Below are 12,048 nucleotides of genomic sequence, written 5' to 3'. Positions count from 1 at the left end.
TCGGTTCGGGACGCCATCGATGCCCGTCGGCGTCCTTCTTCAGAATTCGATCCCGTCCGCCCGCAGCCGCTCCCGGACGGCGTCCCGGTCGACGGTTCCGGACGCCGTTCGCGGGAGTTCGTCGGCCAGCGCGACCGTCTTCGGGCGTTTGTACCCTGCGAGCCGATCCGCGCCGGTGTCGCGGAGGTCCCCTGGAGACACCTCGGCGTCGGTCGGGACCAAAAGCGCGGCGACGCGCTCGCCCCACTCCGGGTCGTCGAGGCCGACGACGGCCGCCGCGTCGATCGTGGGGTGGGCTTCGAGCGCCTCGACGACCTCGGCGGGGTGGACGAGTTCCCCGCCGGTGGATATCGCGTCGTCCGCGCGGCCGAGCACCCAGAGTCGCCCGGCGTCGTCCCGGCGGCCGAGGTCGCCGGTGTGGTAGCCGAGGTCGGAGCGGCTCTCGGCGGTGGCCGTCTCGTCGCCGTAGTATCCCGGCGAGACGGTCGGACCGTCGACGACGATCTCGCCGGATTCTCCTGCAGGCAGCGGTTCGCCAGGGCCCTCATCGACACCGTCGTCGCCGAGAATCGTGACGGTCGTCGGGTACAGCGGTCGGCCGACGGTCCCCTCGTGGTCGCGCGCTTCCGCCGGCAACGCGGTCGCGACCTGCGAGCAGGTCTCGGTGATGCCGTAGGTCGGGCACAGCGCGACGTCGAGGTCGGCACACCGCTCGACGAGCGCGGGCGGCGTCGCCGCGCCGCCGGAGAGGACGAACCGGAGGTCGGCGAGCGGGTCGGCGGCCGGACCAGTACCGGCGCCGTTCGCGGATCCTGCCCCGGTGCCGTTCGCAGATGCTCCATCCGCCTCGTCCGCGGCGTCGAGCATCCGCTGGAGCATCGTCGGGACGACGGAGAGGCAGGTCGAGTCGGTGCGGTCGATGGCGGCGAGGGTGGCCGCCGCGTCGAACTCGCGCTGGAGGATCGCCGTCGTGCCGTAGCAGATCGAGCGGTAGATCGGCGCGAACCCGCCCATGTGGTAGACGGCGAGCGGGTCGAACCAGTGATCGTCCGGGTCGATTCCGAGCCGAAGGGCCGAGGCGACGGCACTGGAACGGAGGTTCTCGGCGGTGAGTTCGACGGCCTTTGGACGCCCGGTCGTGCCCGAGGTGAAGAGCAGGAGCCGGACGTCGTCTGGATCGGGCACCGTCGTCTCGAATCCGTCGGCGGACTGCGCACCGAGGCGAACCGCCTCGTCGGCGTCAGTATCGTCGCCGTCGAGCGTCGCGATCGTCGTCGGGGGCTCGCGAGGCGCCTCCTTCGCGGCCGCGACGCCCAGGGCCCCCGTCCCCCGCTCGCAGACGAGGACCTCGACGTCCGCCGTGTCGAGTTGCGGACCGAGTTCGTCCGCGGTGAGACGGGTGTTGAGTGGCACCGGCACCGCCCCGAGTCGGAGCGCGCCGTAGATCGTGCGGACGGCGGGAACGCCAGTCTCTGCGAGCAGGCCGACGTGATCGCCCCGCTCGACGTCGAGTGTGGCGAGCTTGCCGGCGGTCCGCTCGACGGCCTCGTCGAGGTGGCCGTAGGTCCAGCTGCTGCCGTCGGCGGCGCGGACGAGCGCGGTTTCGTCGGCGCTCACCCGTGCTCGCTCGGCGACGGGATCGCTCCCTTGCGGGGTTCGCATCGTCGGTGACGTGGACTGGACTGTACAAAGGCGGTCCGGTTGCACCGGAGCGCGCCCGGCCGCTCCTCCCTTCGGGCTTCCGTCACTGCTTCGCGAGTCGAACCGTCGCTACTCCGCTTCCGTCACGGTGACGACGAGTTCGCGCTCTCGCGGGCCGTCGCACTCCACTAGCAGGATCGACTGCCAGGTACCCAGGGCGAGGTCGCCGTCGGTGATCGGGATCGTCACGTCTGGGCCGAGCAAGGACGCGCGGAGGTGGCTGTCGGCGTTGCCGTCCAGCTCGTCGTGATGGTACCCGTCCGTGGGAACGAGGTCCACTAGCAGCTCCTCTACGTCCGCACGAAGCCGCGACTCGTTCTCGTTGAGCAGCACGCCAGTCGTCGTGTGCCTGGCGTAGACGTGGCAAGTGCCCGCGTCGAGGTCGTCGGGGATCCACGACGCGACGCGGTCGGTGATCGGCACCGCCTCCAGGCGGTCGTCCGTGGAGACGCGAATCGTTTCTTGCATGGTCCGAGTAGTGACAACCGGGCTACTTCAGCGTACGGCATCGTCGCGCTCCAGCGTGCGTACCACAGCGACCCGAACCAGTTCGCCTCACAACGAAATTGCGCCCCGGTGTAGTAACTACTATACGCACGCCGGCAAAGTCCCGCATGGGAAAATGAGCCAGTCGTACGATCGGGGGCTGATCGAGGACTTCGGGCGCTGGCGGGAGTTCTCCGCCGGCATGTGGGCCTGGATCCTCCACAAGTTCACCGGCTGGATCCTCATCGGCTACCTGTTCACACACATCGCCGTGTTGTCCACGGCGATTCAGGCGGCCGGGGGCGATCCGGCAGCATACACGGACACGCTCCAGGGCCTCGAATCGGTCCTGGTGATCCGCATCCTCGAGATCGGCCTGCTGGCGACCGCCGTCTTCCACATTCTCAACGGCGTTCGCCTGCTGATGGTCGATCTCGGGATCGGACTCGAGGCACAGGACAAGAGCTTCTACGCGGCACTCGTGGTGACGGGCGCGGTCGTCGTCGCCAGCGTGCCGACCTTCCTCGGAGGAGGTGTCGTCTGATGGCGGAGCGCTACTCGTCGTTCGAACCGAACGGCACGTCGTGGCTGCTCCAGCGCATCACCGCTGCGCTACTGGTCGTGCTGCTGGCGTTCCACTTCTTCCAGTTGCACTTCCTCAACCACGCCTACGAGGTGACGTTCGCGGGAACCCGGGCGCGGATGGAGGATCCGGCGTACTTCGCCACGATGGTCCTCTTCCTCGTCACCGCGGCGTTCCACGGCGTCAACGGGATCTACAACGCGCTGGTGAACCAGGGGATCCAGGGCGCGCGAAAACGGGTCGCGAAGTACGGCCTCATCCTGGCGGGCCTGGTGCTCGTCGGGCAGGGGATTCGCGTCGCGATGGCGATGGCGGGGGTGACCTTCGCATGAGCACTGAACAGGAAGAGGCGGCCGACGGCGCGGCAGACGCACAGCAGACCGAGATCGAATCGGTCCAATCGCCCGGCGACCGCCGGCGCGCGGAGAAGCACGCGCGGATGCAGGTGACCGAGGAGGAACGTGCGGCGACGGAGGCCGCGGCCGAGGAGACGACGCACCTCAAGGTCTTCCGGTTCGACCCGGAGGTCCCCGAGAAGGAAGAGCCGCGCTTCGACGACTTCCACGTTCCCTACGTCCAGGGGATGACCGCGCTCGACGCGCTCATCTACGCCCGCGACGAGTTCGACTCCTCGCTCACTTTCCGGCACTCCTGCCGGCAGGCTGTCTGTGGCTCCGACGCCCTCTTCATCAACGGTTCACAGCGACTGGCCTGCAAGACGCAGCTCTCCGCGCTCGACGAACCGGTCCGGATCGAGCCCCTGCCACACCAGGACGTCGTCAAGGACCTCGTGGTGGACATGGAGCACTTCTACGACCAGATGGAGGCCGTCGAGCCCTACATGCAAAGCGAGGAGTTCCCGGAGGGCGAACTGGAGGAGCAGCGACAGTCCCCCGAGAACCGCGAGAAGATCAAGATGGCCACCCGCTGCATCTGGTGTGGCGCCTGTATGTCTTCCTGTAACATTGCCGCCGGGGACAACGAGTATCTCGGCCCTGCGGCGATCAACAAGGCCTACCGCTTCGCGATGGACGAACGCGAAGAGGAGGAGATCAAGGAGCACCGCTTGCGGATCATGGAGCAGGAACATGGCGTCTGGCGCTGCCAGACCCAGTTCTCCTGCACCGAGGTCTGCCCGAAGGACATCCCGCTGACCGAGCACATTCAGGAGCTCAAGCGGGAGGCAGTGAAGTCGAACCTGAAGTTCTGGTGATCGAATGACAGTACACGAACACGACGTGATCGTGGTCGGGGCCGGTGGCGCCGGTCTCCGCGCCGCGATCGCCGCACACGAGGAGGGCGCCGACGTCGCGATGGTCTCGAAGCTCCACCCGGTCCGGAGCCACACAGGCGCGGCGGAGGGTGGAATCAACGCCGCGTTGCGAGAGGGCGACGACTGGGAACTCCACGCCTACGACACGATGAAGGGGTCGGACTACCTCGGGGACGCCCCCGCGGTCGAGACCCTCGCCCAGGACGCCCCACAGGAAGTCATCGACCTCGAACACTGGGGCATGCCCTTCTCCCGCGAGGAGGACGGCACCGTCTCCCAGCGACCCTTCGGCGGCCTGAGTTTCGCTCGCACCACCTACGCCGGCGCGGAGACCGGCCACCACATGCTCCACACGATGTACGAGCAGGTGGTCAAGCGAGGCATCCCGGTCTACGACGAGTGGTACGTGACCCGCCTCGCCGTCACCGACGAACCGGACCCCGCGGATCGGACCTGCACCGGCGTCGTCGGCTACGAGATTCGGACCGGCGAGGTCGCTGGCTTCCGCGCCCGGAACGGCGTCGTCCTCGCGACGGGCGGCCCCGGCCAGGCGTTCGACCACACCACCAACGCCGTCTCCTGCACCGGCGACGGGCAGGCGATGGCCTACCGAGCAGGCGTCCCGCTCGAAGACATGGAGTTCGTCCAGTTCCACCCGACGACGCTGCCCTCGACGGGCGTGCTGATCTCCGAGGGCGTCCGCGGTGAAGGGGGCATCCTCTACAACAGCGAGGGCGAGCGCTTCATGTTCGAGTACGGCTACGCGAACAACGAGGGCGAACTCGCCTCCCGCGACGTGGTCTCCCGCGCCGAACTCACCGAGGTCAACGAGGGCCGCGGCGTGGAGGACGAGTACGTCTACCTCGACATGCGCCACCTCGGCGAGGAGCGCATCTCCGACCGCCTCGAGAACATCGTCCACCTCGCGGAAGACTTCGAGGGCGTGAACGCCTACGAGGAGCCGATGCCGGTCAAGCCCGGCCAGCACTACGAGATGGGCGGCATCGAGACCAACGAGAACGGCGCGACCGTCGTCGACGGTCTCTACGCGGCGGGCGAGTGCGCCTGCGCCTCCGTCCACGGCGCCAACCGCCTCGGCGGAAACGCGCTGCCGGAACTGCTCGTCTTCGGCGCTCGCGCTGGCCGCCACGCGGCGAACCCCGAGCGGGCCGACGCCAAACTCGAGACCGGTCGCACCGACGAGGCCGAGCCAGAGGAGGACCTCGGCGCGCCCGTCGAGCCCGGTGCCGTCGACGCGCCGAGCGAGGACGTCTCCGCCGACGGCGGCGCCGTCGAGTCCGAGGACGTGCTGGTCGACGCCATCCACCAGGAGCGCGAGCGGATCGACGGCCTCCTCGAACGCGACGACGGCGTCAACCACGCCGAGATCCGCGCCGAGGTGCAGCAGACGATGACCGAGAACGTCAACGTGTTCCGCGAGAAGGAGAGCATCAAGCAGGCCCTGCGGGACATCCGCGACGCGCGCAAGCGCTACCAGGACGTGGCGGTCTCGGATCCGAGCCGCACCTACAACACCGACCTCATCCACACGATCGAGACGCGCAACATCATCGACGCCGCGGAGACGATCGCGCTGGGTGCGCTCGCCCGCGACGAGTTCCGGGGCGCCCACTGGCGCGCCGAGCACCAGGAGCGCAAGGACGACGAGTGGCTCAAGCACACGCTGGTCAGCTGGGACGACGGTCGACCGGACCTCTGGTACAAGCCGGTCGACCTGCAGGGTCAGAACAAGGTCTACGAGCCGAAAGAACGCAGCTACTGAGCGATCTCGCCGTCGCGGTCCGCTTTCTCTTGCCGCCGCGCTCAGCCGAGCCCTAGCCTGCCGAGCAGATCGATCCCGACGCCCGCCCAGTCGACGACCGTGTACCCGAGGTAGATCCCGACGATCCCGAGTAGTCCCGGAAGCTCCGGCGGTGCGGGGATCGGGACCTGGACGAACGCGAAGAGCGCACCGGTGAGGAACCCTGTCAGGAGCGCCAGCGCGACGAGCGGGAGGTCCATGTCGTGTCTCCGGCAGCCCGGGGCAAAAGCTGCTGGCCGATTTCGGTCGTGAGGGACAACTGCTATGATCGTGGCATGCGTCGTGGTCGCCACGTCGATTCCCGGCGGGAGCGTCTCCCGAGGCCGTCGAGATCTCATCCATGCCCACACCGACGAACGCATCGGCTCGTTGGCTCCCCCGACTCGGACTGTTCTCGGCCGCCTTCGGCATTCTGTACCTGCTCGTCTACGTGGCGTGGCGCTACACCGACGCGCCCGAGGCGGTCGTCCTGATCGCACCGCTCGTCGTCGTTGCAACCCTCGTCTGGAGTGGAGCGGGTATCACGTGGTACTGCACGGCCTGTCAGCGTCGCGTGTTCGGCGTCCACTGCAGGTCGTGTGGCCGCCGGCAGTGGACGCGGACGGATCTACGCTATCACCTCGTCCTCTTCGTGCTGCTCGTCCCCGTCGGCGCGGGACTGGTGCAGTTCTTCCTGTTCGGATTGCTCAGTCCCGTGCTCGAACTCCTCGTGGAACGGTCCTACCTCACACCACCGCCGGCGTCGTCCCTGTTCGTCGCACCGGTGGGGAGCGTCGTCTACACGATCGTAACGATGCCGCCGGCATTTCTCGCCGCGGTGGGTATCGACGGGTTGCGGGCTGGCCTTCCGTGGATCGTTCCAGCCGGGGACTGACGGCCCGTCCCCCGGTGTACACGCACCTGGATCGGCCGTCGATTCGACGCGGCCGGGAACGCGACGGTTCCCTCACTCGATCGCGACGCCACTGAACTCGAAGCGCGCACCGCCGTCCGCGGCGTCGACGACGTCCACCGTCCAGCCGTGCGCTTCCGCGATCCGCTCGACGATCGTGAGCCCGATCCCCGAGCCGTCTGCCGCCGAGGAGGTACCCCACTCGAACACCGTGTCCTTGCGGTCGTCGGGGATGCCAGGGCCGTCGTCCTCGACGTAGAACTCCGTGTCGTCGATCCGGCCCACGCGGATCGTGCAGTCCGCGTCGCCGTGTTCGATCGCGTTGCGAAACAGGTTCTCGAAGACGTGCTGGAGCCGGTTCGCGTCGCCAGAGATCGTGCCGCCCGCGACGATCTCGAGGGTCGCGTCTTCCGTCGCGACGCTCTGCCAGCTCGACCCGACGACGTCCACCAGTTCGACCGGTTCCGGATCGGCGACGACCTGGCCCTGTCGCGAGAGGGTCAACGTGTCCTCGATGAGCGACTCCATCCGGTCGAGCGCGCCCAGTAGCGGCTCCACGTGCTCGCTGTCGAACTCCTCTCCCAGCAGTGCGGCCCGCCCCTGTGCGACGTTCAGCGGATTGCGGAGGTCGTGGGCCACCACGCTGGCAAACTGATCGAGCTGTTTGGTCTTGGCGCGGAGCTGTCGCTCTCGCTCGACGCGGTCGGTGACGTTGCGCGTGATCCCGACGATGCGCGTTACCTCGCCGTTGGTGAGCACCGGTGCGAGGTTGGTCTGCCAGAAGCGCGCGCCCTCCTCGACGTACAGTTCCTCCTGGTAGGAGATCGGTTCGCGAGCCTCCACGCAACGCTCGTAGTTCGCGGCGAGCTCCGCGCCGGCCTCATCGCCGAACACCTCGACGGGCGTCTTCCCCCGCGTCTCGCTGGTCGTCAACCCCGTCTGCGCCTCGTAGGAGGGGCTCAGCCGCTCGAATCGGAAGGCCACCTCGGATCCGTCGGTATCCACGCTCAGGAAGAATATCGCGTCCTCCGCGTTGTCCAGCAGGGTCCTGTACTCCTCGGCGAGCTCCCGGTACTGTTCCTCTCGTCGTTTCCGTCGGGAGATCTCGCGCGAGTTTATGAGGATCCCGTCGATCACGTCGTCGTCCAGCCGATTCTGCAGGCTCGCCTCGATCCAGCACCAGGTTCCGTCCGCGTGCCGCCACCGCGTCTCGACGGTCTCGACTGTGTCCGGCGATTCCAGCAGACGCTCGAAGGCCGCCGCGACCGCCTCGCGGTCGTCGGGGTGCTGGAACTCGTAGCCGACTTCCCCGAGGAGTTCGTCGGGCTCGTAGCCGAGGGTCCGCTCGACGGTGGGACTCACGTAGGTGATCCTCCCGTCGGGGTCGGCGATCGTCGCGATGTCGGGAAGTTCCTCGACGAGAACCCGGTAGGTCCCTTCGTCCATACGGTCACTTCTCGGCCGAGGAGAAAAGCGATCTGGCAGGGATCGCTCGCCGTCTGGGGACGCCGGTACGCTGGTTCGTCCCGGCCCGTGGTGGCGTCGCTGCCTCGCGTCGTCGGAGACTGCACAGCGTCCGCACGCACTGGAACTGCGATCGCACGGGGACCCGGTGATCGCACGGTGAGTGACGATCCCGCCGGAGGTGGAGGGTTTACCACCCACGCCGTCCAATCACTGCCCATGACCGACCTCGGAGACCGCTCCGTCGCGGTGATTGGCAGCGGCTTCGGCGGGCTCTCGACGGCCTGCTTCCTCGCGGACGCGGGCGCGGACGTCACCGTCTACGAGCGCAACGAACAGCTCGGCGGGCGGGCGAGCCGCCTCTATCGCGACGGGTTCCGCTTCGACATGGGGCCGTCGTGGTACCTGATGCCGGACGTCTTCGAGCGCTTCTTCGCGTACTTCGATCGCGAGCCGACAGACTACTACGACCTCACACGGCTGGATCCCCACTACGGCATCTACTTCAAGGACGGCGACAGCATCGACGTCCCGGCGGACCACCGGGCCGCGATTCCCCTGTTCGAGGAGTACGAGGAGGGCGCCGGTGCGGCCTTCGAGGACTACCTCGCCGAAGCCCAGCGCACCTACGAGGTCGGGATGGAGCACTTCGTCTACCACGACCGATCGCGGCCGGCGGACTGGCTCGATCCCGGCCTCGCGAAGCACGGCCGCGGCCTCTCCTTCCTCGGGTCGATGGAGGACCACGTCGCGGACTACTTCGAGCACCCGAAACTCCGCCAGATCGTCCAGTACTCGCTCGTCTTCCTCGGTGGATCGCCCTCGAACACCCCAGCGCTCTACAACCTGATGAGCCACGTCGACTTCGGCCTCGGCGTCTGGTACCCCGAGGGCGGCCTGGGCGGCGTCGTGGACGCGATCGTCGAACTCGGAACCGAACTCGGCGTCGAGTACCGGGTGAACTGCGACGTCACGGCGATCCGCGGCCGCGAGGGCGGGTTCAGTCTCGACGTGGAGCGGACAGCGGGGGCGGAACGGTTCGATCCAGTCGCGGACGTCCCCGGCGAGGTTCCGCCGGCGATCGCGATTCCCGAGGACGGCCCGCCCGCAGGGAATCGACGATTGGTCCCCCGCAGCGACGCTGCTGGTCGTACTCCTGTCGCCAACGGCGGGACTGCTTCGGCCACCGATGGTTCCGCTTCGGCCAACGGCGGAACCGCTTCGGCCACCGGCGGCGCCACGTCCGCGGCCGTCCCCGCCGACCTCGTCGTCTCCGACGCCGACCTCGCCCACGTCGAGACCGAACTGCTCGACGACGACCGCCGGGACCGCGAACCGGCGTACTGGGACGATCGCACCTACGCGCCCTCCGCCTTCCTCCTCTACCTCGGCGTCGAGGGCGACGTGCCGAACCTCGACCACCACACGCTGGTCCTCCCGCCGGAGTGGGACGGCCACTTCGATCAGATCTTCAAGGAGCCCGCCTGGCCCGACGATCCGGCGTACTACGTCTGTGCCCCGTCCGTGACGGACGACTCTGTCGCACCCGAGGGGCACTCGAACCTCTTCGTCCTCGTCCCGATCGCGCCGGGTCTCGATGACGACGAGGCGACGCGACAGGCCTACCGCGATCAGGTGCTCGCCGACCTCGCCGAGCACAGCGGCGAGGACGTCCGCGATCGGATCGTCGTCGAGGAGTCCTTCTGCGTCTCCGACTTCGGCGAGCGCTACAACGCCGCGAAGGGCACCGCACTCGGCATGGCGCACACGCTGACCCAGACGGCGGTGCTCCGGCCCTCGCATCGGTCTTCCGCCGTCGACGGACTCTACTTCACCGGCTCGTACACGACGCCGGGCATCGGCGTCCCGATGTGCCTGATCAGCGGCGAGCACGCGGCCGACAAGGTCCTCGAGGATCACGCGCACTGACAGCCGATGAGCGAGGAGCACTCGGAACGCGAGGGCGATTCCACCGAGACGGCAGCGGTTCGATCTGACCCGGAGCGCCCGGACGCGAGCCAGTCGTCCCTCTCCGACGTCGCCGTCTACCTGTTCGCGCTCTCGCGTCCCCGTTTCTGGCTCTACCTCGCCGGCCCGGTGCTGGTCGGCGTGGTCTACGCCGCCGACGCACGGGCCGACCTCCTCACGCCAGCGACCCTCGCCCTGTTCGCGTACTTCCTCGTCCCAGCGAACGTCTACCTCTACGGCGTCAACGACGTCTTCGACGCCGACGTCGACGCGGAGAATCCGAAGAAGGACGAGCGGGAGGTCCGCTACCGTGGACAGCGGTTCGTCCCGGTCGCCGTCGCCGCGTCCGGCCTGGGCCTCTTCGGCGTCGTCTCGCTCACCGACCCGATCGCGTGGCCGTGGCTGGCCGCCTGGGGCCTGCTCGCGACGGCCTACAGCGCGCCGCCGGTCCGGTTCAAGACCAGACCCGTCCTCGACTCGCTGTCGAACGGGCTCTACGTCTTGCCCGGCGCTGCCGCCTACGCGACCGTTGCGGGCGCGCAGCCGCCGGTCTGGCCGCTGACGGGCGGTATCCTGTGGACGATGGCGATGCACACCTTCTCCGCGATTCCGGACGTCGAACCGGATCGCGAGGCGGGCATCGCGACGACGGCGACCTGGCTCGGCGAGCGACGGACGCTCGCGTACTGCTTCACGACCTGGGCGCTCGCGGCCGCGGCGTTCGGGATGGCCGATCTCCGCGCGGGCGCCGCACTCTCGCTGTACCCGCTGCTCGTCCTCGGCATCGCCTGGTCGGACGTTCCCGTCGATCGCGCCTACTGGTGGTACCCGGCGATCAACGGGGTCGTTGGCGCGGGACTGACGATGTGGGGCCTCGCGCAGATCGTGCCGCCGTCGTCGCTGGTCTGAGCGGCTGCTCGTGGGCCGAACTCGCCCCGACGCGCTCTTCCCCGCCGCGAACGCTCCCTTCTTGGGTAAGCGCGTCCCAGCATCGGTAATGGATCGCCTCGGCGGCGAGACGGGACGTGAGCGCGTCGAGTCCCGGCTCGATTCGATCGTCCACGACAACCGGGTCACGATCGCGGTCACGTTCCCGCTGGTGGGCGTCGTGCTCTTGCTCGCTGGCGAGGCGGGGTACGTGCCGGACGCGCTGGCGTTCAACCCGTACCTGATGGTGGCCGCCGTGACGATCATGGCGCTCCCGCTCGCTTCGGGGATCGCACCGATCGTCGATCGGCGGGCAGCGGTGGGCTTGCTCGCGCTCGCGGCGTTCACGTGGGCGATCGAACTGGTCGGCGTCCAGACCGGGTTGCCCTACGGTGAGTTCACCTACGAACGCGAACTCGGGCCGATGGTCTTCGGCGACGTGCCGCTCGCGCTGCCCATCTTCTTCGTCCCGATCCTGCTCAACTCCTACCTGCTCGGGATCCTCGTGCTGGGCGATCGCGCCGACCGGCTCGCGATTCGCTTCCCGACGGTCGTCGCGCTCGTGGTCGTCCTGGACCTCGTGCTCGACCCGGGCGCCGTCGCGCTCGACTTCTGGGGCTGGACCGATCCGGGCGTCTACTACGGCGTCCCGGTGATCAACTTCCTCGGCTGGATCCTCGCGGCGACGGTCGCCGTCGGCATCCTCACGGTCGCGTTCGACCACGACGCCATCGTCTCGCGGCTCGAAACCTGCCCGTACCTGCTCGACGACCTGATCAACTTCGGGATCTTCTGGGGGCTGGTCAACGTCGCCGCGTTCAACCTCGTGCCGGCGCTCGTCGCGACAGGCATTCTCCTCGTGCTCGTTAGGGCACCGTGGTTCGATTTCGCCGGACTACCCTTCGGTTCGCGCACGCTCGAGTAGTGCCCGG

At 68.4% G+C, this 12,048-nt stretch carries 12 protein-coding genes; 8 read left to right on the top strand and 4 right to left on the bottom strand.

Annotation, left to right across the window (positions count from 1 at the left end; genetic code table 11):
• Positions 1 to 39: 39 nt before the first annotated feature.
• Positions 40 to 1,662, bottom strand: a complete 1,623-nt coding sequence (locus tag L593_RS04780) for a class I adenylate-forming enzyme family protein (protein ID WP_020445805.1) — start codon at positions 1,660 to 1,662, stop codon at positions 40 to 42.
• 108 nt (positions 1,663 to 1,770) lie between these two features.
• Positions 1,771 to 2,169, bottom strand: a complete 399-nt coding sequence (locus tag L593_RS04775; protein ID WP_020445804.1) for a secondary thiamine-phosphate synthase enzyme YjbQ — start codon at positions 2,167 to 2,169, stop codon at positions 1,771 to 1,773.
• 154 nt (positions 2,170 to 2,323) lie between these two features.
• On the opposite strand from L593_RS04775, the gene sdhC reads away from it, so the two are divergent.
• The 4 genes from sdhC to L593_RS04755 are packed head-to-tail and all read left to right on the top strand — an operon-like array spanning position 2,324 to position 5,826.
• Positions 2,324 to 2,731: a succinate dehydrogenase, cytochrome b556 subunit gene (gene sdhC, locus L593_RS04770; RefSeq protein WP_020445803.1), complete on the top strand. Its 408-nt coding sequence runs from the start codon at positions 2,324 to 2,326 to the stop codon at positions 2,729 to 2,731.
• Positions 2,731 to 3,102, top strand: coding sequence for a succinate dehydrogenase hydrophobic membrane anchor subunit (locus tag L593_RS04765; protein ID WP_020445802.1), 372 nt, complete (start codon positions 2,731 to 2,733; stop codon positions 3,100 to 3,102). Before sdhC ends, L593_RS04765 begins: the two co-directional genes overlap by 1 nt.
• Positions 3,099 to 3,983, top strand: a complete 885-nt coding sequence (locus tag L593_RS04760; protein WP_020445801.1) for a succinate dehydrogenase/fumarate reductase iron-sulfur subunit — start codon at positions 3,099 to 3,101, stop codon at positions 3,981 to 3,983. Before L593_RS04765 ends, L593_RS04760 begins: the two co-directional genes overlap by 4 nt.
• 4 nt (positions 3,984 to 3,987) lie before the next feature.
• Positions 3,988 to 5,826, top strand: coding sequence for an FAD-binding protein (locus tag L593_RS04755; protein ID WP_020445800.1), 1,839 nt, complete (start codon positions 3,988 to 3,990; stop codon positions 5,824 to 5,826).
• Positions 5,827 to 5,867: 41 nt separating this feature from the next.
• Here the strand turns inward: L593_RS04755 and L593_RS04750 are convergent, their stop codons facing one another.
• Positions 5,868 to 6,065, bottom strand: a complete 198-nt coding sequence (locus L593_RS04750; protein ID WP_020445799.1) for a XapX domain-containing protein — start codon at positions 6,063 to 6,065, stop codon at positions 5,868 to 5,870.
• A gap of 140 nt (positions 6,066 to 6,205) precedes the next feature.
• On the opposite strand from L593_RS04750, the gene L593_RS04745 reads away from it, so the two are divergent.
• Entirely contained in the window at positions 6,206 to 6,739 is a 534-nt protein-coding gene (locus tag L593_RS04745; RefSeq protein WP_020445798.1) for a hypothetical protein, read from the top strand.
• A gap of 72 nt (positions 6,740 to 6,811) precedes the next feature.
• On the opposite strand, the gene L593_RS04740 is transcribed toward L593_RS04745, so the two are convergent.
• A complete protein-coding gene (locus L593_RS04740) occupies positions 6,812 to 8,203 on the bottom strand; it encodes a PAS domain-containing sensor histidine kinase (RefSeq protein WP_020445797.1) in 1,392 nt (463 codons plus the stop codon).
• A 237-nt stretch (positions 8,204 to 8,440) separates the two neighbouring features.
• Here L593_RS04740 and L593_RS16510 point away from each other — a divergent pair, with 237 nt between their 5' ends.
• The 3 genes from L593_RS16510 (at position 8,441) to cruF (ending at position 12,041) form a co-directional block, all read left to right on the top strand.
• Positions 8,441 to 10,150, top strand: coding sequence for an NAD(P)/FAD-dependent oxidoreductase (locus tag L593_RS16510; RefSeq protein WP_020445796.1), 1,710 nt, complete (start codon positions 8,441 to 8,443; stop codon positions 10,148 to 10,150).
• 6 nt (positions 10,151 to 10,156) lie between these two features.
• A complete protein-coding gene (locus L593_RS04730; RefSeq protein WP_020445795.1) occupies positions 10,157 to 11,098 on the top strand; it encodes a prenyltransferase in 942 nt (313 codons plus the stop codon).
• 88 nt (positions 11,099 to 11,186) lie between these two features.
• Positions 11,187 to 12,041 (top strand): bisanhydrobacterioruberin hydratase, encoded by an 855-nt coding sequence (cruF, locus tag L593_RS04725; protein WP_020445794.1) that lies wholly within the window; start codon positions 11,187 to 11,189, stop codon positions 12,039 to 12,041.
• Positions 12,042 to 12,048 lie beyond the last annotated feature (7 nt).

It is taken from the genome of Salinarchaeum sp. Harcht-Bsk1 (genome assembly GCF_000403645.1).
GTDB lineage: Archaea > Halobacteriota > Halobacteria > Halobacteriales > Salinarchaeaceae > Salinarchaeum.
The sequence above is the reverse complement of the archived record's forward strand: the minus strand, read 5'-3'. Positions and strand labels throughout refer to the sequence as shown.